General features: G+C 71.7%; 21 protein-coding genes and 2 pseudogenes. 21 read left to right on the top strand and 2 right to left on the bottom strand.

All coding sequences use genetic code 11. The features are described 5' to 3' along the window. Positions 1-9: 9 nt before the first annotated feature. The 6 genes and pseudogenes from HD593_RS65345 (at position 10) to HD593_RS41065 (ending at position 4,796) form a co-directional block, all read left to right on the top strand. Positions 10-222: an alpha/beta fold hydrolase gene (locus HD593_RS65345; protein WP_350668873.1), complete on the top strand. Its 213-nt coding sequence runs from the start codon at positions 10-12 to the stop codon at positions 220-222. 93 nt (positions 223-315) lie between these two features. After that, on the top strand, positions 316-1,791 hold the full coding sequence (locus tag HD593_RS41080; RefSeq protein WP_185107736.1) for a WS/DGAT/MGAT family O-acyltransferase: 1,476 nt from the start codon (positions 316-318) through the stop codon (positions 1,789-1,791). 15 nt (positions 1,792-1,806) lie between these two features. Then, positions 1,807-2,106, top strand: a pseudogene (locus HD593_RS63825) (AMP-binding protein); the annotation flags it as partial. Between the two features lie 184 nt (positions 2,107-2,290). After that, positions 2,291-3,313, top strand: a complete 1,023-nt coding sequence (locus HD593_RS63820; RefSeq protein WP_312904078.1) for an AMP-binding protein — start codon at positions 2,291-2,293, stop codon at positions 3,311-3,313. Positions 3,314-3,429: 116 nt separating this feature from the next. Next, the gene (locus HD593_RS41070) at positions 3,430-3,621 is read left to right on the top strand and encodes a DUF1918 domain-containing protein (RefSeq protein WP_185107734.1); all 192 of its coding nucleotides are present in this window, start codon (positions 3,430-3,432) and stop codon (positions 3,619-3,621) included. Then, entirely contained in the window at positions 3,618-4,796 is a 1,179-nt protein-coding gene (locus HD593_RS41065; RefSeq protein ID WP_185107732.1) for a wax ester/triacylglycerol synthase domain-containing protein, read from the top strand. The genes HD593_RS41070 and HD593_RS41065 overlap by 4 nt, the downstream gene beginning before the upstream one ends. 4 nt (positions 4,797-4,800) lie before the next feature. Here HD593_RS41065 and HD593_RS41060 read toward each other — a convergent pair whose 3' ends face one another. Then, positions 4,801-4,974, bottom strand: coding sequence for a hypothetical protein (locus HD593_RS41060; RefSeq protein ID WP_185107730.1), 174 nt, complete (start codon positions 4,972-4,974; stop codon positions 4,801-4,803). Positions 4,975-5,115: 141 nt separating this feature from the next. On the opposite strand from HD593_RS41060, the gene HD593_RS41055 reads away from it, so the two are divergent. After that, positions 5,116-5,487, top strand: a complete 372-nt coding sequence (locus tag HD593_RS41055; protein WP_185107728.1) for a hypothetical protein — start codon at positions 5,116-5,118, stop codon at positions 5,485-5,487. Positions 5,488-5,763: 276 nt separating this feature from the next. After that, positions 5,764-5,991, top strand: a pseudogene (locus HD593_RS65340) (MOSC domain-containing protein); the annotation flags it as partial. 72 nt (positions 5,992-6,063) lie between these two features. Here the strand turns inward: HD593_RS65340 and HD593_RS41045 are convergent. Then, positions 6,064-6,720 carry a helix-turn-helix domain-containing protein gene (locus HD593_RS41045; protein ID WP_185107726.1) on the bottom strand — a complete coding sequence of 219 codons (657 nt, stop codon included), beginning with the start codon at positions 6,718-6,720 and terminating at the stop codon, positions 6,064-6,066. Between the two features lie 415 nt (positions 6,721-7,135). Here HD593_RS41045 and HD593_RS41040 point away from each other — a divergent pair, with 415 nt between their 5' ends. The 13 genes from HD593_RS41040 (at position 7,136) to HD593_RS40980 (ending at position 21,259) form a co-directional block, all read left to right on the top strand. Then, the gene (locus tag HD593_RS41040) at positions 7,136-9,520 is read left to right on the top strand and encodes a phosphoketolase family protein (protein ID WP_185112431.1); all 2,385 of its coding nucleotides are present in this window, start codon (positions 7,136-7,138) and stop codon (positions 9,518-9,520) included. A 415-nt stretch (positions 9,521-9,935) separates the two neighbouring features. Further along, positions 9,936-10,292 (top strand): CBS domain-containing protein, encoded by a 357-nt coding sequence (locus HD593_RS63815; RefSeq protein WP_312904076.1) that lies wholly within the window; start codon positions 9,936-9,938, stop codon positions 10,290-10,292. Beyond that, positions 10,292-10,810 carry a flavodoxin family protein gene (locus HD593_RS41030; protein WP_185107722.1) on the top strand — a complete coding sequence of 173 codons (519 nt, stop codon included), beginning with the start codon at positions 10,292-10,294 and terminating at the stop codon, positions 10,808-10,810. Before HD593_RS63815 ends, HD593_RS41030 begins: the two co-directional genes overlap by 1 nt. 158 nt (positions 10,811-10,968) lie before the next feature. Then, entirely contained in the window at positions 10,969-11,952 is a 984-nt protein-coding gene (gap, locus tag HD593_RS41025; protein WP_185107720.1) for a type I glyceraldehyde-3-phosphate dehydrogenase, read from the top strand. Positions 11,953-11,959: 7 nt separating this feature from the next. Then, complete coding sequence (locus HD593_RS41020; protein ID WP_221525235.1) at positions 11,960-12,487, top strand: ATP-binding protein; 528 nt, start codon at positions 11,960-11,962, stop codon at positions 12,485-12,487. Positions 12,488-12,508: 21 nt separating this feature from the next. Beyond that, the gene (locus tag HD593_RS41015; protein ID WP_185107717.1) at positions 12,509-13,351 is read left to right on the top strand and encodes a universal stress protein; all 843 of its coding nucleotides are present in this window, start codon (positions 12,509-12,511) and stop codon (positions 13,349-13,351) included. A 95-nt stretch (positions 13,352-13,446) separates the two neighbouring features. Next, a complete protein-coding gene (locus HD593_RS41010; protein ID WP_185107715.1) occupies positions 13,447-14,103 on the top strand; it encodes a CBS domain-containing protein in 657 nt (218 codons plus the stop codon). A gap of 10 nt (positions 14,104-14,113) precedes the next feature. Next, the gene (gene hypF / locus HD593_RS41005; protein ID WP_185107713.1) at positions 14,114-16,336 is read left to right on the top strand and encodes a carbamoyltransferase HypF; all 2,223 of its coding nucleotides are present in this window, start codon (positions 14,114-14,116) and stop codon (positions 16,334-16,336) included. Positions 16,337-16,445: 109 nt separating this feature from the next. Continuing rightward, entirely contained in the window at positions 16,446-16,922 is a 477-nt protein-coding gene (locus HD593_RS41000) for a nitroreductase family deazaflavin-dependent oxidoreductase (RefSeq protein ID WP_221525234.1), read from the top strand. Positions 16,923-17,035: 113 nt separating this feature from the next. Continuing rightward, complete coding sequence (locus tag HD593_RS40995) at positions 17,036-17,893, top strand: ABC transporter ATP-binding protein (RefSeq protein ID WP_312904074.1); 858 nt, start codon at positions 17,036-17,038, stop codon at positions 17,891-17,893. Then, positions 17,890-19,455, top strand: a complete 1,566-nt coding sequence (locus HD593_RS40990) for an ABC transporter permease (RefSeq protein WP_185107709.1) — start codon at positions 17,890-17,892, stop codon at positions 19,453-19,455. Before HD593_RS40995 ends, HD593_RS40990 begins: the two co-directional genes overlap by 4 nt. A gap of 566 nt (positions 19,456-20,021) precedes the next feature. Beyond that, positions 20,022-20,267, top strand: a complete 246-nt coding sequence (locus HD593_RS40985) for a hypothetical protein (RefSeq protein WP_185107707.1) — start codon at positions 20,022-20,024, stop codon at positions 20,265-20,267. Between the two features lie 155 nt (positions 20,268-20,422). Beyond that, on the top strand, positions 20,423-21,259 hold the full coding sequence (locus HD593_RS40980) for a universal stress protein (protein ID WP_185107705.1): 837 nt from the start codon (positions 20,423-20,425) through the stop codon (positions 21,257-21,259). Positions 21,260-21,372 lie beyond the last annotated feature (113 nt).

Below are 21,372 nucleotides of genomic sequence, written 5' to 3'. Positions count from 1 at the left end.
CACCTGCTCGTGCACGGCGAACGTGATCGGCTGGTGCCGGTCGCCGCCTCCCGCGCGCTGGCCAGGGCACATCCGTCCTGGCAGCTCGTCGTTCTGGACGGGGTGGGTCACACTCCCCAGCTGGAGGCGCCCCAGGAGACGGCGGACGCCGTGCTGCGCTGGCTCGACCGCGCGGGACCCGCGCTCCACGCCGCCCGCCATCCGCCGGCACGGCAGGCATAACAGCGCCCAGAGCGGGACCTTCGGCTCTACGAGCCTTACCGGCCTCGGACGACGCTGACGCCAACCGGCACGTGCGAAAGGTGGCGAAGGGGCATGGCCGACCACATGAGTCCGCTCGACGCGGCGTTCCTGACCCTGGAGGATGAGCAGCCCGAGGTGTCGATGGCGATCTCGTCGGTCGCCGTCCTGGAGGGCCCGCCGCCGGGCCGGCAGGAGCTCCTCGACACCATCCGCGCCCGGCTGCCGCTGGTGCGGCGCTACCGGCAGAAGGCGCGGCAGGTGCCGCTCGATCTGGGGCCGCCCGCCTGGGTCGATGACCCCGCCTTCGACCTCGGCTACCACGTGCGGCGCGTCGCTCTGGCCCCGCCGGGCGGTGACGTGCAGCTGAGCGAGCTGATCGGCGACATCATGTCCCAGCGGCTCGACCGAGCCCACCCGCTCTGGGAGTACTGGGTGATCGAAGGGCTGGCCGAGGGCCGCTGGGCGCTGGTGTCGAAGGTGCACCACTGCATGGTGGACGGGGTGTCCGGCACCCACCTCTACTACGTGATCTTCGACGAGTCGCCCGAGGGCACCCCGGGGCCGCCCGCGGACGAGTGGAACCCCGACGGCGAGCCGACGGCCCTGCGGCTCACCACCGACGCGCTGCGCGACCTCCTGCTCAACCCCGTCGAGCAGGCGCACCTGATCGGCCGGGCACTGGCCTCGCCGCGCGTCCTCGCCCAGCGCGTCGCCGAAGCGGCCCGCGGGCTCGTGCCGCTGGCGGGCGCGCTGTGGCCGGCGACCGCCTCCACCCTCACCGGAACGATCGGCGAGCACCGCCGCTACGCCGTCGCCCGCGCGCCGCTGAACGACGTCAAGGACGTCGCGCACCGGGCCGGAGTGACCTTCAACGACGTGGTCCTGTCCGCGATCAGCGGGGCGTACCGGAAACTGCTGCGCGAACGCGGCGAGGAACCTCTCCCTCACGCGGTACGCTCGCCCGTCCCCGTCTCCGTCCGCGCGCCCGGCGAGGAAGGCGTGTGCGAGAACCGCATCTCGCTCCTGCTGCCCTACCTGCCGGTCCATCTGGACGACCCGGTGGCCCGGCTGCGCGCCGTCCACGAACACCTGGCCGAGCTGAAGGCGAGCGGTGAGGCGCAGGCCGGGGAGGCCATCACCCGGTTGGCGGGACACGAGCCGTTCCCTCCCGTGTCCGGCGTCATGCGCCTGGCCGCGCACCTGCCGCAGCGTCAGATCGTCACCGTCACCACGAACGTCCCCGGGCCACGCCGGCCCCTCTACCTGCTCGGCCGGCGAACCCTGGAGATCCTCCCGTACGTCCCCATCGCCAACCGGCTGCGCACCGGAGTGTCCATCTTCACCTACTGCGACCAGGTCACCTTCGGCGTCACCGGCGACTACGACAGTGCGCCCGAGGTCGAGGGGCTCGCCCGCGGCATCGAGCGGGAGGTCGAGAGGCTGCGCCTCGCCTTCCGGCCCGCCCCGGCGGCTCCCCGGCCGCGTGCCGCGAAGCGGCGTGCCCCGCAGGCCGCGCGGCCCAGGGTCGCGGAGCCGCACCCAGCCTGATCGAAGGAGAGAGCCATGTTCAACCTCGCCGTCATCCTGCGCGAATCGGCGCAGGCCGCGCCCGGCAAGGCGGCCATCCGCCACGACGGCGGCGTCATGACCTACGCCGAGCTGGACCTGCTGTCCGACTCGGTCGCCGGGGGCCTGGCCGCCCAGGGCGTCCGCCCCGGCGACGCCGTCGGGTTGCAACTGCCCAACCTCCCCGAGTTCGTGGTGGCCTACTTCGGCACCCTCAAGGCCGGGGCGGTGGTCGTGCCGCTGAACCCGCTGCTGAAGGCCCGGGAGGTCGCCTACTGCCTGCGCAACTCGCGGGCCCGTGCACTCATCACCTGGGCGCCGGTCGCGCAGGAGGCTGTCAAGGCCGCCGCGGAAGAGGGCGTCATCGATGTGTTCACCGTCGGCCCGGACTGCCCGCCCGCCGCCCCGTTCACCGAACTCGTCAGGCCGGCGCCGGAGCGCCGGCCGATCGCCCCGAGAGGGCTCCGACACCGCCGCGATCGTGTTCACCTCGGGCACCACCGGCGTGCCGAAGGGCGCCGAGCTGACGCACATCCAGCTCTACATGAACGCCGACATCCCCGGCCGGCTGTTCGACGTGCGCGCCGACGACGTCGTGCTGACCATCCTGCCGATGTTCCACGTGTTCGGCATGTCGAGCATCCTGAACGTGGCGGCGCGCTTCGGCTGCACGCTCTCCCTCGTCCCGCGCTTCGACGCCAGGGCCGCCCTGGAGGCGATCCAGCGCGACCACGTCACCATCTTCGAGGGCGTGCCCACCATGTTCGTGGCCGTGCTGGAGCATCCCGAGCTCGACCGGTACGACACCTCCTCGCTGCGCGTCGCGATCTCCGGCGGCGCCGCCATCCCCGCCCACGTCCTGGACGCCTTCGAGCAGCGCTTCGGCGTCATCATTCTGGAGGGCTACGGCCTGACCGAGACCGCCTCGACGACCACGTTTAACATCAGCGCCGGCGAGCGGCGCGCGTACAGCGTCGGCAAGCCCATCTGGGGCACCGAGACGCAGATCTGGGACGAGCGAGGAAATCGGCTGCCGCCCGGCCGCGAACACGTCGGCGAGCTCGTCACCCGCGGCTTCCACGTCATGAAGGGCTACCACGGCCAGCCGGAGGCGACCGCCGAGGCCATGGCGGGCGGCTGGCTGCACACCGGCGACCTCGGCTACGTCGACGAGGACGGCTTCTTCTTCATCATCGACCGCAAGAAGGAGCTGATCATCCGCGGCGGTTACAACGTCTACCCGCGCGAGGTGGAGGAGATCCTCTACCACCACCCGGCCGTCGCCGAGGCCGCCGTGGTGGGTGTCCCGGACGCGCGGCTGGGGGAGGAGGTCGCCGCGTACGTGTCGCTCAAGCCCGGCGAGCCCGCCACGCGAGCGGAGCTGATCGCCTACTGCAGGGATCGCCTGGCCGCCTACAAGTACCCGCGCTACGTCGAGATCCGCGACGCGCTGCCCAAGACGGCCAACGGCAAGATCGCCAAGCTGGATCTGGTCCGGGCGTGATGGGACGAACGTCCTGCCCCTTCCACGACCTCCGGCCCTGCCACGCGCGGGCCGGAGGCCGGAGGCTGGAGCCGGGATGACAACCATCCTGCTCACAGCGAGAAGAGGAGCTCACCATGAAAGCGACCGTGGGTGACCGGCTGATCGTGGAGGGGACGTACGGCGCCAACGCCCGCCGGGAGGGCTTCGTCGTGGGCGTGGAGCATGCCGACGGCTCGCCGCCCTACCAGGTGCGCTGGCTGGACAACGGGCGCGAGTCCCTCGTCTACCCCGGGCCGGACGCGCGCGTCGTCCCCGGCCACCGATGAACGTGACGGGGCGCATCGATCGTGCCAGCCCCTCGGACGTCGCCATGCTGGCCATGGGAGCGGCCGGCTCGCTGTCACAGCGGGCCGGCGCCGTCCTGCTGCTAGAGCCGGGGCCGGAATTCGAGGTGACGCGGATATCGGCGCTGCTGGCCGAGTGGATCAGGTCCGTGCCGAGGCTGAGGCGGCGGCTGGTACGGGTGCCGTTCGGCGGTGGCCGCCCGGTGTGGGTGGACGATCCGCGGTTCGACCTCCGGCTGCACGTGCGCGAGGTCAAGTGCCCGGCCCCGGGGGACGAGCCGGCGCTGCTGGACGTGGCCGCCGCCGTGCTGACCGGCCCGCTGCCGCCATCGCGGTGGACGGCGCTCTTCGTCACCGGGCTGAGCGACGGCGCGGTGGCGCTGATCGTCGTGCTCGACCACGTGCTGGCCGACGGGATCGGCGGGCTCGCCCTGCTCGCGGCGCTGGCCGACCCCGCGCAACGGCCGGCGCCCACCGGGTTCCCGCAGCCTCCGCCGTCCCTGCCGCGCCTGGCGGCCGACGCCTTCACCGAACGCCTGCGATCGATCGGCCGCGTACGAACCTTCTGGCGGGACGCCAAGACAGCCCTCGCGGCCACCGGCGGGCTGCGCCCGGAGCCCATCGCGCGGTGCTCGCTGCTGCGGCCGACCGGCCAGCGCCGCACCTTCGCCGTCGTGCGAACCGGCCTGGCGCCTCTGCGGGCCGTGGCCCACCGCCACGGCTGCACCGTCAACGACGCGCTCCTGACGGTCATCACGGGCGCGCTGAGCAGGCTCCTGGAACGGCGGGGCGAGCACGTCGGCGCCCTGTCGGTCTCGGTGCCGGTGTCGGCCCGGCGCAGCACCACCTCCAGCGAACTCGGCAACCGCTTCGGCGTGCTGATCGCCGCCCTCCCCACCACCGGCGATCCCGCGCACCGCATGGCGCGGATCACCGCCCTGCTCGCCGGGCGCAAGAAACAGGCTGCGATCGCCTCCGCCGCCGATCTGTTCGGCCCGCTGTTCCGGCTGCTGGCCGCGCTCGGGCTCTACCGCCGCTACCTTCGCCGGCAGCGCCGCATCCACACCCTGGTCAGCAACGTACGCGGCCCTGACAGCATCCCCGATCTCGACGAGCTCATCGCGTACCTGCACGACGAGCTCGCCGGCATCACGTAGATCCTCAATCGGCCGGGGCCGGCGCGGTCCGCTGCAGGTTCTCGATGCTGCGCACCAGAGCCAGGTTCGCGGCCGTCAGCGTGCGTACCTGCTCCTCGAGACTGTCGACCCGCTTCTTCAGCGTCAGCAGCTCCGCGTCGACGAGCGGCGCTTCCATGATCACGCGTCCACCGATCATGATGGGTTCACCTCCTGATGAGCCCATGGTGACCCCTCCACCGGGCTCGGAACACCGGCGAATGCCCTCACCCCGAGGGACCAATGGCACTGGCCGCCCGCGCCGCCCGCGCGGACGCTCGTGGTGAAAGGAGGTGGCACGATGAGGCTGACCTGGAAGGACGCTCTCGCGACAGTGGCCGCCGGCGTCAACGTCGCCGTCTACGTCGCCTTCACCCAGGGCGCGGACCTCCCGATCGTCGGCGACGTGCGCGGCGCCACCGGGACGATCCTGCTGCTGGGCCTGGTGGGCGGCTGCATGCTCAGCGCGGCGCCCGAGGCGTACGAGCGCAAAGGCCCGTACACAGTCGTGGCCAGCACGCTGGGCGGCATCGCGCTCCTGGCGGGCGTGATCGGGCTGATCATGGCGGCGGAGCTCGCGCTGGCGGTGCTGTTCTACGCCACCATGGCGCTGTGGCTGATGGCCACCGTGCGGCACGCGCTCGCCCCGGCGAAGACGGAGGCGCTCAAGTGAGGAACGGGCCGGAGCTCTCGACGGCTCCGCGCGAAGCTGGCGGCGACCGGTCCTGCGCGGCTGTTCGAGGAGCCGTACCACGGCATCGACCAGGGGTGAGGAGGCTGCGAGGTGGCTCTTGGCGCTGCTGGGCGGCCCGTGCCGGTTGGTCCGGGTGCCGCTGGAACATGATCGGGTGACCGAAGGCCTGCTGCCGGGTACCTCCGCGTACGCCCACAGCAGTGCGGTCCTCGCCGTCTCCCAGACCTTCTTGACGAGCTGAACCGGCGCCTGGACGTGGCGTTGCCCGTGGAGCGCTTCCGCCCGAACATCGTGATCGACGGCTGGAACGAGTTGTATCTGGAGGACCGCGCCCAGCGCATCGCCATCGGCACCGGCGATCTCGGCTACGCCAAGCAGGCGATCCGCTATGCCGTCACGATGGTCGACCCGGTCACCGGCGGCAAAGCCGGGCCGGAGGCGCTGCGGACGCTCGCCACGTACCGGCGTGTGGCCGGGGGAGGGGGCGCGTTCGGGGCCAAGGTCGCCGTCGTACGGCCGGGTGAGCTCGCGGCCGGGGACCGCAACGTCGCGCGGTCAGAGGCCGTGGATGCGGCGGCCGGTGATCTGGTGGGGCACGATGCGGATGTACAGGTGCCGCTGGCCGCCCGCCCATGGGGTGACGCCGGCGCCGCTCACCGTGGCCACTTCGTCATCGGGCACATGGTGGGCGGGACCCTGGACGAGCACGCTCCAGCCTTCGCGCCGCGGCTCGTCGATCCGGTCCACCTGGAAGCCGATCTTGATCTCCACGCCTTCCACGCCTGTTCGCAGGTCCTGGTCCATGGGGCCGCCGTGGGTGGTGCGGAAGACGATCGCACCGTCGTGCACCCTGTAGTTGACGGGCAGTACCGTCGGGCCGTGTGAGCCGTTGAACGCCACCCGGCCGATGCCGCCCGGCGCGATCAGGCGCAGGCACTCCGCGGGCTCCAGCACCTCCAGCACGGGGCTCTCCGCGGCGGTTCCCGGGCCGGGCGGACGCTCGTACCCTCCGCCCAGCAGATCCTCCACCGTGGTCTCCAGCGCCTTGGCCAGCCGGGTCACCGTGCCCCTGTCGGGGGTGCCCAGATGGTCTTCCAGGTACTGCACGTATCCGGCCGACATGTCCGCGCGGTCGGCCACCTCTTCCAGCGTCAGGTTCAACCTCGTGCGGTGATGGGTGATGCGACGCCCGAAATCGCCCGGGTGGGTCATGATCGTCTCCTCCACGGTGATGACATTGCCGGCAGCCAGGTGTGAGCCGCCTCGGGTGACGCTACCCAGCCGCCCGCCATATCAGACAGGGCCTTTGTCCCTTCGCCATCGACGACACGCTCCCCTCAAGCGGGTGGCCCTTGGACCTGCGGTCGTGGGGACTTCTGGCCCTGTTCCCGGGGCCTCGGCTGAGGTCGGATGGTGTGGTGACAGAGGAGGCCATGATCCTTGCGGGCGTCGGCGGGCCCGGCCCCTCGCGTGCGGCCGCCACCGATCCTCCGTGCCGTCAGCCCACCGCCCGCGGGACTGGACTGAACAGCCGCACCTTGGGCACTACAGCAACCCACACTGAGAAGGGAACGTCCTCATGACCGCAGTTTCGGATGAGCAGGTCCGCAAGGCCGTCGATGAAGACATGCTGGAGAGACTGGCCTCCCCGAAGGCCGGGGAGGTCGAACAACTGGACGCCTGGTGGCGGGCCAACAATTACCTCACGATCGGGCAGATTTACCTGCAGGGCAATCCGCTGCTGCGCGAGCCGCTGGCGCCACGGCACATCAAGCCGCGGCTGCTGGGCCACTGGGGAACCAGCCCCGGCCTGTCGTTGATCTACGCGCACGTCTCCCGGCTCATCCGGCACACCGCGCAGCAGGCGATCTACCTCGCCGGGCCGGGGCACGGCGGGCCGGCGCTGGTGGCTGCCGGATACCTGGAGGGCACCTACAGCGAGATCTACCCGAACGTCAGCCAGGACGAGGCCGGGATGTTGCGGCTGTTCCGGCAGTTCTCCAGCCCGGGCGGCATTCCCAGCCACGTCTCGGTGACCACGCCGGGCTCGATCCACGAGGGCGGCGAGCTGGGGTACGTGCTGGTGCACGCCTTCGGCGCCGTCATGGACAACCCCGACCTGCTGGCGGTGGCGGTGGTGGGCGACGGCGAGGCCGAGACGGGGCCGCTGGAAGGGTCGTGGAAGGGCCTGTCGTTCCTCAACCCCGAGCGTGACGGCGCCGTGCTGCCGATCCTGCACCTCAACGGCGCGAAGATCGCCGGCCCCACGGTGTTGTCCCGCAAGGATCCTGACGAGGTGCGCCGGCTGCTGGAGGGCCACGGCTACGAGGTGCTGGAGGTGGAGGGCTCGGACCTGCCGGGCATGCATCACCGCTTCGCGGCGACGCTGGCCGAGGCCTGGAGCAAGATCCGCACCATCCAGCATCTGGCCCGTACCGGCGGGTGGGACGGGACCCGGCCGCGGTGGCCGCTGATCGTGCTGCGCTCGCCCAAGGGGTGGACCGGCCCGGACAAGGTGGACGGCGTGCAGATGGAGGGTACGTGGCGCTCGCACCAGGTGCCGCTGTCCGGGGTGCGCGACAATCCGGAGCACCTGGCGATCCTGGAGAGCTGGCTGCGCTCGTACCGGCCGGAGGAGTTGTTCGACGCCACCGGTGCGCCGACCGAGCTGGTGCGCGGCCTGGCGCCGGAGGGGGAGCTGCGGATGAGCGCCAGCCCGCACGCCAACGGCGGCCTGCTGACGCGGGATCTTGCCCTGCCCGACTTCCGCGGTTACGCCGTCGAGGTGCCGCGTCCGGCGCAACTGCGCGCGGAGTCGACCCGCCGGCTCGGCGAGCTACTGCGCGACGTGTACCGCGACAACCCCGACACCTTCCGCCTGTTCTGCCCGGACGAGACCAACAGCAACCGGCTCGGCGCCGTGTTCGAGGTGTCCGACCGCGCCTTCGCCGAACGCGTGACGGCCGAGGACGTGGCGATCAGCCGGAACGGGCGGGTCATGGAGGTGCTGTCGGAGCACAACTGCCACGGCTGGCTGGAGGGCTACACGCTGACCGGACGGCACGGCATGTTCGCCACCTACGAGGCGTTCGCGATGGTCAGCGCCTCCCAGACGGTGCAGCACGGCAAGTGGCTGCAGGAGGCGAGCCGGCTGCCGTGGCGGGCCAAGGTGCCCAGCCTCAACGTGCTGCTGACCTCGACCGCCTGGCGCAACGACCACAACGGCTTCTCCCACCAAGGGCCCGGCCTGATCCAGGTCGTGCTGACCCAGCGCGGCGACGTCGCCCGCGTCTACCTGCCGCCGGACGCCAACTGCCTGCTGTCGGTGGCCGACCACTGCCTGAGGTCGCGGTCGTACATCAACCTCATCGTCATCGACAAGCAGCCGCAGCTGCAGTGGCTGAACATCGACCAGGCCATCGAGCACTGCGCCCGCGGGGCCGGGATCTGGGACTGGGCCGGCACCGACGACGGCACCAGCGACCCCGACATCGTGCTCGCCTGCGCCGGCGACGTGGTGACGATGGAGACGGTCGCGGCGGCGCAGATCCTCAAGGAACGGCTGCCCGGCTTCAAGGTCCGCGTGGTCAACGTGGTCGACCTGATGACGCTGCCGCGCCCGAAGGACCACCCGCACGGCATGAGCGGCACCCTGTTCACCGAGCTGTTCACCGACACCGTCGATGTGGTGTTCGCCTTCCACGGCTACCCGGGCGCCATCCACCAGCTCGTGCACGGCCGCCCGGACGCCGACCGGTTCCGGGTGCGCGGCTTCATCGAGGAGGGCACCACCACCACGCCCTTCGACATGACGGTCCGCAACCGCGCCTCCCGCTACCACCTGGTCATGGACGCCATCAACAACGCCAGGCGGCTGCCGCGCGGCGCCAGCGACCTGATGGCCTGGTGCGAGCGGAAACTCGCCGAGCACCAGGCGTACGTCGTCGAACACCTCGAAGACATGCCCGAGGTGCGTGAGTGGTCGCTGGGCGACTGGGCGAAGAAGGGCTGACCAGACCGAGCACCGCCGCCCCCGCTGGTGACCACCAGTGGGGACCTGCGGCGTTGCCCGTAGCCCCACCTCATGACCTGGTCCGCGATCACCGTCACTCCGCGGCGGACCGCGCGATGGCAGGGGCGTTCCCTCGGCGTGCCGCCGCTGGATGCGGATGTGCTTGGTGAGGACCAAGCTCCTCTGGCCTCGGGTGGTACGGCACTGGGCGCCGGCGACCCTGCACACCTCCTGGTGAACACAACTTGCCGAGGACCAACGGCGCCGATCTCGGGACTTCGTCCCCGGGCGCCGGGACCCGGTTGCCGGGACGGTGGAGATGACAGACCGACGTCCGAAGGAGCGGCATCATGGCCGGTCACCTCGTGGCAGGAGAGATCATGACCGTGGAGACGCTGACCGTAGGCAACCGGTCGTGGACGGGCGGCACGTGCTCGGCATCCTGACCCGCGAGCGGATCGCCGCGTCCTGGTCGGGCGGGCCGCAGGAGCAGTCCAGCCGTCCTGTACGGGCGCTGCTCGGCTGCGAACAGGTGCCGCGGGTACGGCAGGACACGCCGCTGACCAGGGTCGCCGTCCTGATGCTCGACGCCGGCTGCGACGCCGTGCCCGTGGTGTCCGGCGACGGGCTGTTCGGGCTGGTCACGGCCCGGGACGTGCTGTCGGCCGTCGCCGGGCGGGCCAGGCCCGCCGCAGAACCCGGCGAGGTCGTGACCGGGATGTTCCACCTCGAACCTGTCCTGCCCCACGAGAACCCGATGGGAGGCGCGTGATGGACGCGCTGGTCGTGTACGAATCCATGTTCGGCAACACCAAGCAGATCGCCGAGGCCGTCGCCGAAGGGCTGGCCACCCGCCTGCGAGCAGAGGTGGTCGAGGTCGGCTCCGCGCCCGCGAAAGTGGGGCCGGAGGTCGGGCTGCTCGTGGTGGGCGGGCCGACGCACGCCTTCGCCATGAGCAGGGCCTCCACCCGCCGCTCCGCCGCCCAGCAAACCACGCACCCGCTGGTCTCCCGAGGTGATGGCGTGCGCGAGTGGCTGTCGGCGCTCGCCACGGCCTCGTCCGCGGTCCGCTCGGCCGCCTTCGACACGCGCGTCGCCAAGCCGCGCGTGCCCGGCTCCGCCGCCCGTGGCATCGCCAGGCGCCTGCGCCGCATCGGCGTCCGGGCCGTGGCGCCGGCGCAGAGCTTCTACGTCACCGGCACGGAAGGACCGCTGGCGGCGGGGGAGTTGGAGCGGGCCAGGCAGTGGGGACAGAGCCTGGTGGCGTCGTTCCCCGTCACGACAGCCTGACACGGCGCGCAGGCCCGATGGACGGGGACCCACGGCTCTGCCGCCTCCCCGTCCGGCGGGCGCCTTCGCGTGCCGGACTCCGGCAAGGGGCCGAAGGTCCCACGCACGCGGGACCGTGGTCTCTGACCCGCGAGCCCCGAGCGCCGGACGATGAAGGCATGAGACTCGGAATCAACGGATTCGGCAGGATCGGCAGAGCCGTCCTGCGCCGCGCGCTCCGCACCGACCTGGAGATCGTCGCCGTCAACGACATCGCCGACCCGGCCACGCTGGCTCACCTGTTCAGGCACGACTCCACGTACGGGCCGCTGGACCTGCCCGTCACCGCCGCCCCCGGCCTACTGGAGGTCGACGGCCGGAAGCTCGCCGTGAGCGGCTGCGCCGACCCCGCCCAGATCGACTGGCGGGCTCACGACGTGGAGCTGGTCATCGACGCCACCGGCCGCTTCCGCACCAGGGACGCCCTGGCGAGCCACCTGAAGGCCGGCGCCCGCAAGGTGCTGCTGTCGGCCCCCGGCAAGGGCCTGGACGCCACCATCGTGCCCGGAGTCAACGACGCCGCCTACGACCCGGTCCGGCACGAGATCGTCTCGCTCGCCTCCTGCACCACCAACTGCGTGGCCCCGATGGTGAAGGTGCTGCACGAGCGGTTCGGCCTGGTGCGCGGCTTCATGACCACCATCCACGCCTACACCGGCGACCAGATGCTGCTGGACGCCCCGCACAAGGACCCGCGCCGGGCCCGCTCGGCCGCCGTCAACATCGTGCCCACCACGACCGGCGCCGCCCGCATGGTCGGCCAGGTCCTGCCTGAGCTGGAGGGCCGCCTGGACGGCGTCGCCATCCGGGTGCCCGTCGAGGACGGCTCCATCACCGACCTGTCCGCCCAGCTCAGCCGCCCGGTCACCGCCCAGGAGATCAACGACGTCTTCGCCGGTGCCGCCCGGGACGACCTGCACGGCATCCTGCGCTACAGCACCGACCCGCTCGTCTCCCGCGACATCATCGGCGACGCCGCCTCCTGCGTGTTCGACTCCGCCCTCACCCAGGCGAGCGGCGACCTGGTCAAGGTCTTCGGCTGGTACGACAACGAATGGGGCTACGCCAACCGGCTCGTCGAGATGGCCCAGCGGATGGCCTGACGCTCGCATGAGAACCCTTCCGGTGATCACCCTGCGCTTCGACGAGATCTGCCTGAAGCACACGCGCCGCGTGCTCCTGCACGCGGCGCGGGAACGGGGACTGGACGGGGCTCGCCTCGACGACTTCCTCCTGGCGGTCGACGAGGGCGTGGTCAACGCCGTGGCGCACGGCGGCGGAGCAGGCAGGCTGAGCCTGTGGTGCGGGGACGGCGTTCTTCGCTGCGAGATCAGCGACCGAGGACCCGGTATTCCCGCGCGGATTCTCGCCGGCGCCTCCCTTCCGCCGCCCACCGCGCCCGGCGGGCGGGGGATCTGGTTGATGCGCCGCCTGGCCGACGAGGTCGCCTTCACCACCGGACCCGAGGGCACCGCCGTGCGGCTGAGCATGCGGCTGCCCCCGCCGGCGGAAGCGGATCGGCGATGTCCCCAGGCCCTGTCCGGTGCGTCGCCGGGACCGCCGCAGGCAGAGGCCCTTCGTCCCTTGCACCGGCGACCTCCGGCCCTGCGCCACGCGGACACGTATGAGGTCCGATGAGAGGTGACGAAGGAGGAAATCATGATCATCGTAGGAGTTGACGGATCCGTGGCCGCACGGGCCGCTGTGGAGTGGGCGGCCGGCGACGCCGCCCGCAGGCACGTGCCGCTGCACATCGTGCACGTGACCGATACGTCGTGGTACCTGGTCGGCAAGCGCCCCGACGCGGTGCTGCCGGACTCCCTCCACAAGGAGGGGCGGCGGGTGCTGCGGGAGGCGGAGGCTCTCGTCCGCGAGCGGCAGCCGTCCGCTGAGGTCACCACGCGTGAGATGGAGGGCACGCCAGCCGAAGTGCTGCGCGAGCTGGCCGGGGACGCGACAGAGCTGGTGGTCGGCTGCCGCGGTCTCGGCGGGCTCTCCGGCGCGCTGCTGGGTTCGGTGAGCGCCCACGTGGCCGGGCACGTCCGCTGTCCCGTCGTGGTGGTGCGGGCCCAGCACCGGCCCGTGCACGGCGAGGTCGTCGTGGGGCTGGACGACTCGCCGGAGTGCGAGCCCGCCCTGGCCTACGCCTTCGAACAGGCACAGCTGCGCGGCGCGACGCTCAGGGCCGTGCACGCCTGGCAGCTGCCGGTGCACGCCTACGCTCCCGAGGCCCCCTACGACCTGGACGAAGTCCGCGCCACACAGCACCAGGCCGTCCACGACCGGGTCAAGGCCGCAGGCCAGGACCACCCGCAGGTGACGGTCGTCGAGGACGTGCCCTGTGCGCAACCGGCGGACGCCCTCACCGCGGCGACCGAACAGGCGGATCTGCTCGTGGTGGGCTCGCACGGGCGAGGAACCCTGGGAGCGGCGCTGCTCGGCTCGGTCAGCCGCGGCGTCCTGCACCACGCCCGCTGCCCGGTCGCCGTGGTCCGCGCCTGACGACGCGGGACCTTCGTCATGGTCATCGGGGACGTTCGCCGCTGACCGCCCAAGCCGCCGTACGCGAGCCTGGAGGTGAAAGAGAGGTGGACATCATGTCGATCGAAGTCAAGGACGTCATGGGACGCGTGGCCATCGCCGTGCAGGCGGACGCCTCGTTCGCCGAGATCGTGGCCGCGATGAAGCGGTTCGCGGTCGGCGCGGTCACCGTCATCGACGCAGACCGCCGCCCGATGGGCGTGGTCTCCGAGGACGATCTCCTGCTCAAGGAGATCGACACCGTACGGCACAGCGTGTCACTGTTCGAGACCCGCAAGCAGCGGCGCGACCACCAGAAGGCCGCCGCGGTCACGGCATCCCAGCTGATGACCTCCCCCGCGATCACCGTCACCCCGGGCACCAGCGTGCGCGACGCCGCCCGGCTGATGCACACCAAGCGCATCAAGCAGCTGCCCGTGATCGACGTCGTCACCGGGAGGGTCATCGGCACCCTGCACCAGCGGGACGTGCTTCGCGTCTTCACCCGCCCCTCCGGCGAGCTGGAGGCCGACATCCGTGCCCTGCTGCCGGAGCCCGGCCCGTTCACGGTCGAGATCGACGCCGGCATGGTGAAGATCGGCGGGCAGGTGCGCTGGCGGTCGCAGGCGATCGCCCTCGTCGAAGCCGTCCGCAACGTCGAAGGCGTGGTGGACGTCGTGGGCGACCTGGCCGCCGAGGACGACGACCTCATCGTCGTCCCGCCGCTGATGTAGGGCCGCCGTCGTGGACACGGCATGGCACATCGAGGTGCACGGCATCGTGCAGGGCGTCGGCTTCCGGCCGTTCGTGCACCGGCTGGCAACGGCCATCGGGATCCGGGGACAGGTCAGGAACGCCGGCGGGCACGTGGTCATCTCCGCCACCGGCCCGCCGGCGTCGCTGGAGGCGTTCGTCTCCGGCCTGCGCACCCAGCCGCCCAGCGCCGCCCGCGTCCGGGACGTGCTCGTCACGCCGGTGCCGGCGGAGCAGCAGACATCAGGCTTCGAGATCGTGGCGAGCGACGTCACGCCCGCGACCGGCAGCGAGATCCCGCCCGACCTGGCCACCTGCGCCGACTGCCTGCGCGAGCTGTTCGACCGGGCCAACCGGCGCCACCGCTACCCGTTCATCAACTGCACGGCGTGCGGCCCCAGGGCGACCATCATCGGCAGCCTGCCCTACGACCGGACACGAACGTCGATGCGAGGCTTCGCGATGTGCCCGGCCTGCGCCACCGAGTACCGCGACCCGTCGAACCGGCGCTTCCACGCCGAGCCGATCGCATGCGCGTCCTGCGGCCCCCGCCTACGCTGGCAGGCCATGACGGGCGAGACCGCGCTGCGGGCCGCCTCGGACGCCATCGCGGCCGGCGCCGTCGTGGCCGTCAAGGGCCTGGGCGGCTTCCACCTGGTCTGCGACGCCATCAACGACGAAGCCGTGTCCCGGGTACGCGAGCTCAAGGCCCGCGCCGGCAAGCCCCTGGCGGTCATGGTGCGCGACACGATCACGGCAGGCGCGCTGGCCGGCCTGTCGGACGCCGACCGCGCCCTGCTCACCGCACCGTCCGCGCCCATCGTGCTGGCGCCGCGACGGCACGGCGTGCTCTCGCCCGGCGTCTGCCACGGCATGCCGGACATCGGACTGTTCCTGCCGTACACGCCGCTGCACCACCTCCTCCTGGACGCGCTGCGCCGTCCCCTCGTGGTGACCAGCGCCAACCACGCCGACAGCCCCATGCCGACCATCGAGATCTCCGGCCTGGCCGTGGACGGCGTCCTCACCCACGACCGGCCCATCGTGGCCCGCTACGACGACTCGGTGATCCGCTCGTTCGGGCGAGACTCGATCACGATCCGGCGTGGGCGCGGGCTCGCCCCCGCGCTGCTGCGCCTGCCCGCCGCGGCGCCGCCCCTGGTGGCCGTGGGAGCTCAGCTGAAGAGCACCTTCACTCTCGCCGACGGCGACCGGGCGGTGCTCGGGCCGCACATCGGCGACCTGTCCGACGCCGAAACACTGCAGGCCTACGACCAAGCCCTCGATCACCTGAGCCACCTGCAAGGCATCGAGCCGCTGCACGCCGCGCACGACTTGCATCCCGGCTACCTGTCGACCCGCCTGGCGCGACGCTGGCCGAGCCGCATCGCCGTCCAGCACCACCACGCCCACGTCGCCGCCGTCGCCGCCGAGCACCGGTTGCAGCCGCCGTTCCTCGGCGTGGCCTACGACGGGCTCGGCCTGGGCGACGACGGCACGTTCTGGGGCGGCGAGCTGCTGCTGGCCTCCTACGGCGGCTACCGGCGGCTGGGCCGCTTCTCCCGCGCGCCCATGCCCGGCGGCGAGGCGGCCGTGCGCAGGCCCGCCCGCATGGCTCTCGGTTACCTGCTCGGCGGTGAACTCAGTACCGGGTCCGTCCCCGGGCACCTGCCCGGACAAGAGGTCATCGCCCGCATGATCGCGCGAAGCGTGAACTGTCCGGACGCCTCCAGCGCCGGCCGCCTGTTCGACGCCGCCGCGGCGCTGCTGGGCCTGTGCGAGGTGAACGGTTTCGAGGGTGAAGCCGCCACCCGGCTGGAACAGGCCGCGGCGGGCTTTCCTGGGGCCGAGCCGCTGGCCTGGCGGCTGGAGCGCCACGACGGGCTGTGGGTATACGACTGCGTGGCCACCCTGCGGCACCTGCTGGAGGCTGAGGCGGATGGCGAGCCGGTCGGCCGGATCGCCGCCGCCTTTCACGCCACGATCGCGGCTGTGACGGTGCTGCTGTGCGAGCGGGCCGCCGCCGAGCACGACGTCACCCAGGTGTGCCTGGCGGGCGGGGTGTTCCAGAACCGGCTGCTGGCCACCGACGTGCTGGCCCGGCTGTCGGCGGCGGGCTTCGAGCCGTACATCGGCGAGCGGGTGCCGGTCAACGACGCCGGCATCAGCTACGGCCAGGCGGCAGTGGCGGCGGCGCGGTTGTCACACGGGTGACCCGTCATTCCTTGCGTTCGGCCCGCAACCGGGCGGCCAGGGCGGCGGCCTGGGTGCGGCCACGGAAGATCCTATGGCCTGCGGGCCTGGGCGAGCTGAGGAGCAGATCATGAAATCCGACACGCGCCGCTCCGGGCGCTGGCTCCGGTGGATGTACCGCGGTGGCCGCCCCAATCGCCTGGCACGCGCCATGAACCGGTCCTGGACGGTGGTGCACTCCAGCGGCCTGGTGCCCCACCTGGTGACCTTGGAAGTGCCCGGACGTCGGACGGGACGGATCATCTCCTTCCCCATGGTGATGGCCGACCACCGAGGAGAGCGGTACCTGGTGGCGATGCTGGGACCGCACACCAACTGGGTGCTCAACCTGCGCGCGAACGGTGGCGGGGCGGTGCTGCGGCACGGTCGGCGCAGGAGCGTCCGGCTCGTCGAGGTCGACCCCGCCGAGCGTGCTCCCATCCTGCGCCGTTACCTGGCCCTCGCGCCAGGCGCGCGCCCGCACATTCCGGTGAACCGGCACGCCCCACTGGAGGAATTCCAGCCGATCGCGGCCCAGGTCCCCATATTCCGCATCACGGCCCCGTAGAAGGGCCTTTCGGCCCTGCCCGGCCTGGCTGAAGCGGATCAGTCTGGAAACCGGACGGAAGGACCGACATGTCAGCGGTGATCGTAAAAGGACTACGCAAAGAGTATGGGACGGTGAAAGCCGTCGACGAGGTGAGCTTCGTCGTCGAACGCGGAGAGGTGTTCGCACTGCTCGGGCCGAACGGCGCGGGCAAGACCACCACCGTGGAGATCCTGGAAGGGCATCGGAAGCGCGATGCCGGCCACGTGTCGGTGCTCGGCTTCGACCCGGCCACCGGCGGGCGGGCCTACCGTGAGCACATCGGGATCGTGCTGCAGGAGGCCGGGTTCGAGGAGGAGTTCTCCGTCTTCGAACTGGTCAGCCTGTACGCCGGCTTCTACCCGCACCCCCGCGACCCGGGCGAGGTCATCGAGCAGACAGGCCTGAAGGACAAGCGCGACACCCGCGTGCGGACGCTCTCCGGCGGGCAGCGGCGCCGCCTGGACCTGGCGCTCGGCCTCGTCGGGCGTCCTGAGGTGCTGTTCCTGGACGAGCCCACCACCGGCTTCGACCCCTCGGCCCGGCATCACGCCTGGGAGCTGATCGACGGGCTGCGCTCGTCCGGCACGACCATCCTGCTCACCACCCACTACATGGACGAGGCCCAGCATCTGGCTGACCGGGTCGCGGTGCTGCGCGCGGGCCGCGTGATCGCCTCCGGCGCGCCGGACACGCTCATCGCGGCCGAGCACACCAGCGTGCTGACCTTCCGCCTGCCCGAGGGTACGGCCGCCGCCGACCTGCCGCCCCTCACCGGCCACATCGAGGCGCGCGGCCCGGCGGTAACGGTCGAGACCAAGCAGCCCGCCCGCGACATGCACGAGCTGACCGGCTGGGCACTGGAACGCGGCACCGACTTGACCTCCCTCACCTTGGCCCGGCCGTCGCTCGAGGACGTCTACCTCGACCTGGTGAGCGAGGAGACATCATGATCGCGCGGCTGGCCTGGCACGAGACCCTCTCCTTCGCCCGCAACCCCATGGCGGCCGTCTTCACCGTCGCGATGCCCCTGCTGATGACGGTGATCGTCGGTGCCGCGGTGGGCAACCAGGCCGTCCAGCCCGGCTCGGACGTGCGGGTGATGCAGTTCGTCATCCCGGTCATGGCAGTGTTCGGCGTCGCCCAGGGCTGCTTCGGCGCGCTGGCCATCCGCCTGGCCGACCTGCGCGACCGCGGCTGGCTCAAACGGCTGCGTGGCACGCCGGTGCCCGCCTCGGCGGTGCTCGCAGGGCTGGCCGGGGCGTCGCTGGTCATCGCAACGGTGACGGTGGCCGCGCTGCTGGCGGTGGGCGTCGTCTTCTACGACACGCAGATGGTCTGGCGTACGCTGCCCGCGCTGCTGCTCACCCTGCTGATCGGGGCGGCATGCTTCACCGCGCTCGGCTTCGCGGCGGTCGCGCTGGTGCGCAACGCCGCGGCGGTGCAACTGCTCGGCACCGGCCTGCTGCTGGCGCTGGCGTTCATCTCCGACGTCATCCTCATCGGCGCCCGGCTGCCCGCCTGGCTGGACGCCGTGGGCTGGGTCTTCCCGCTGCGGCATCTGGCCCATGCCGTGCGCGACGCGATGAACCCGTTCCTCACCGGAGCCGGCTTCCACGCCGACCACCTGGCGGTGCTGGCGGCCTGGGGGATCGGCGGCGCGGCGCTGGCGGTGTGGCGCTTCCGCTGGGAACCCGCCCCGGCGCGGACGGCGAAGGCTCCCGCGCCGATCACGCGGCGGCCACGTCGGCAGGGCCGTCCTTCACCGGTGTCGCTGCTGGCCGGTCAGGTCGCGCACGCGCTCTCCCGGCTGCGCCGGGACCTGTCCACCGCGTTCTTCACCGTCATCCTGCCGGTGCTGCTCCTGGCGCTGATCTCACTCATCTTCACCGACGCCCGGGTCTCAGGGGTGCGGCTGCCGGTCTTCATGCTCGCCGCGATGATCACATACACGGTGGGCGTGGCGTCCTACGTGAACATCGCCGAAGCCACTGCCGGTGACCGCGAGCGCGGCGTGCTCAAACGGCTCGCCGGCACTCCGCTGCCGCGCTGGGCATACCATGCGGGCCACCTCACCACCGCGCTGCTCGTCACCATCGCCACCGCCCTGGTGCTGGCGCTGGTGGCGGCGCTCGGCTACGGCGTCAGGATCGAGCCCGGCATGATCCCCTGGATGCTCGCCGCGATCGTCGCCGGAGCGTCGTGTTTCACCGTCCTCGCAGCGCTCGTGGTGGCCTTCGCGAGCAAGCAGCAGACGATCAACGCGATCACCCTCGGCACCTTCCTGCCCCTGGCCTTCGTCTCCGACGTCTTCGTCATCGGGGGCGAACTGCCCGCCGCGCTCCGCATCATCGGTGATGTCTTCCCGCTCAGGCACGTCTCCCACACGGTCCTCGCCGTGCTGGATCCGGCGGGACGGCCGTGGCCGTGGACCGACCTCGCCGTGGTGACGGCCTGGACACTCGGCGGGCTTGCGGTCCTCTCCGTCGTGGGCACCCGGCGAAGGGCCGGCTGATTTCGGGGTGCCGTCAACCAACACGTCATAGGCCGCCAAGCCCCGCAGAACACCTAGCCCGACCTTCTGTCATGCCGAAGGGCCCGGCGCGAATCTATGGGCATTGAACGTCCGCCGCTTGGCACTCGTCTGGCCTTCGCACTGGTGCCGAAGTACTTCACGCAGCACGGGCCCTCCCATGCTGCCGGGTGGAGTCCTCTGACGAGATGGTCGACTACGTCGCGAAGCAGCGCCAGTTCGCTCGTGGCGACCCTGCCGAGCCCGACGATCGCCACCTGCGACAGACCGTTCGGACAGGAGGCGAGCGCATCCCGCAGTGTCCGCAAGTCCCGCGTCCGGCCGCCGAAGGACATCGCCAGACGTCGTTTCAGCCCGGCCAGTGCCCACCGGCGACTTGGCGCGGACGGCGATGCGCTGGGCCGGCGGCCTGCTGCTCCTGCTAGCCGCCACGCTGGCCGGCATGTACGGCGTGTCGCTCGTCCGCCAGGCCCTCACAGCGAGCTGCCGGTGGACGCGCGGCCGCTGCCCCAGGCCCAGATCCACCTGGGCATGGCCTCGACCTGACCATGGTCGTGCCCACCCTGGTGCTGGCGGGCGTGCTGCTGTGGCTGCGCACCGCCTGGGGGTACGCGCTGGGCGTCGCGACGTGCGTCTACGTCGGGGCGTACCAGCTCAACTACCTGACGGCGCGGTACTTCGTCGCGCAGGCGGGTGTCCCAGGAGTGGCGTACGCCGAACCGCTCGACCTGCTGATTCCTGCCCTGCTGCTGGCCTCGCTGCTCGCCCTCATCGTCCACCGCCGCGCAGCCTGACGGCGCGAGGCATGCGCACAGCCGTCACCTCGTTCTCGTCCCGCACGCGACGCCGGTAAGGACCAACGGCGCTCCTGATCGGGACTTCCTCCCCGGGCGCTGAGCTCCCTCCGGGACGACGTTGGAGGTGACAAATCGGAGCGAAGGGGTGCGAGATGGCAGGACACATCGTTGTGGGAGTGGAGAGATCCGCAGCGGCGAAGGCCGCCGTGCAATGGGCGGCGGCCGACGCCGAGCGCAGGCACCTGGGCCTGCGCATCGTGCACGTGCGTGAGCAACGGCCAGGGGAACACGCGAGGGGATGCTGCGCGAACACGCTGACCTCCGCCGCCGACCTGGCCCGCGCAACGGCGGGCGGCATCCAGGTGACCACGGAACTGGTGGCAGGCACCGTGGTCGACCGGCTGCTCGCCGAGTCCGAGACCGCCGACAGCGTGGTCCTGGGCAGCCGAGGCCTCGGCGAGCTCGCCGGGATGCTGGCCGGCTCCGTGAGCCTCGCCGTGGCCGGGCACGCCACAGGCCCGGTCGTGATCGTGCGAGGCCCTGACAACACCAAGCACGGCCGCGTGGTCGTCGGCTACGACAACTCCGAGCACGCCGAGGCTGCCATGCAGTACGCCGTCGAACACGCCCGAGCCCACGGTGCGCGCCTGCACGTGCTCCACGCCTGGCAGACACCGATCTTCTCGCCGTACCTGACCGCCTGGAACAGCCTCATGGTGGAGGTCTACCAGGAGGAGTCCAGGGCGGTGACAGAGAACCTGACGCGGTGGTGCGAGAAGAACCCCGACCTCGACATCACCCACGAGACGCTGTCCGGACACCCGGTGGGCGTCCTGGCCAGGGCCGGCGCGATGGCCGACCTCGTGGTCGTGGGCTCGCGCGGGCGAGGCGGCTTCACCTCGGCGGTGCTGGGCTCGGTCGGCCACGGCGTCCTGCATCACGTGACCTGCCCGGTCGCGGTGGTGCGGCCCCGCAAGGAGGAATCCTGAGCGGCAGGGGACGAAGGTCCCGGTGCCGCGGGCCCTACGGCACTGCTGCGCGAGCCGCGCTAGCGGTGTGCTTGAGATGACACAGAAACGGCGAATCACCCCTCGAAAGGGGG

The sequence above is a fragment of the Nonomuraea rubra genome, assembly GCF_014207985.1.
Lineage (GTDB): Bacteria > Actinomycetota > Actinomycetes > Streptosporangiales > Streptosporangiaceae > Nonomuraea > Nonomuraea rubra.
This window is presented reverse-complemented; position numbering and strand designations above follow the sequence as displayed.

Excerpts from the sequence above, each read along its gene's own strand:
- HD593_RS41080 (WP_185107736.1), top strand. The coding sequence starts at position 316 with ATGGCCGACCACATGAGTCCGCTCGACGCGGCGTTCCTGACCCTGGAG.
- HD593_RS41070 (WP_185107734.1), top strand. The coding sequence starts at position 3,430 with ATGAAAGCGACCGTGGGTGACCGGCTGATCGTGGAGGGGACGTACGGC.
- HD593_RS41065 (WP_185107732.1), top strand. The coding sequence starts at position 3,618 with ATGAACGTGACGGGGCGCATCGATCGTGCCAGCCCCTCGGACGTCGCC.
- HD593_RS41060 (WP_185107730.1), bottom strand. The coding sequence starts at position 4,974 with ATGATCGGTGGACGCGTGATCATGGAAGCGCCGCTCGTCGACGCGGAG.
- HD593_RS41055 (WP_185107728.1), top strand. The coding sequence starts at position 5,116 with ATGAGGCTGACCTGGAAGGACGCTCTCGCGACAGTGGCCGCCGGCGTC.
- HD593_RS41045 (WP_185107726.1), bottom strand. The coding sequence starts at position 6,720 with ATGACCCACCCGGGCGATTTCGGGCGTCGCATCACCCATCACCGCACG.
- HD593_RS41040 (WP_185112431.1), top strand. The coding sequence starts at position 7,136 with ATGCTGGAGAGACTGGCCTCCCCGAAGGCCGGGGAGGTCGAACAACTG.
- HD593_RS41030 (WP_185107722.1), top strand. The coding sequence starts at position 10,292 with ATGGACGCGCTGGTCGTGTACGAATCCATGTTCGGCAACACCAAGCAG.
- gap (WP_185107720.1), top strand. The coding sequence starts at position 10,969 with ATGAGACTCGGAATCAACGGATTCGGCAGGATCGGCAGAGCCGTCCTG.
- HD593_RS41020 (WP_221525235.1), top strand. The coding sequence starts at position 11,960 with ATGAGAACCCTTCCGGTGATCACCCTGCGCTTCGACGAGATCTGCCTG.
- HD593_RS41015 (WP_185107717.1), top strand. The coding sequence starts at position 12,509 with ATGATCATCGTAGGAGTTGACGGATCCGTGGCCGCACGGGCCGCTGTG.
- HD593_RS41010 (WP_185107715.1), top strand. The coding sequence starts at position 13,447 with ATGTCGATCGAAGTCAAGGACGTCATGGGACGCGTGGCCATCGCCGTG.
- HD593_RS41000 (WP_221525234.1), top strand. The coding sequence starts at position 16,446 with ATGAAATCCGACACGCGCCGCTCCGGGCGCTGGCTCCGGTGGATGTAC.
- HD593_RS40990 (WP_185107709.1), top strand. The coding sequence starts at position 17,890 with ATGATCGCGCGGCTGGCCTGGCACGAGACCCTCTCCTTCGCCCGCAAC.
- HD593_RS40985 (WP_185107707.1), top strand. The coding sequence starts at position 20,022 with ATGGTCGTGCCCACCCTGGTGCTGGCGGGCGTGCTGCTGTGGCTGCGC.
- HD593_RS40980 (WP_185107705.1), top strand. The coding sequence starts at position 20,423 with ATGGCAGGACACATCGTTGTGGGAGTGGAGAGATCCGCAGCGGCGAAG.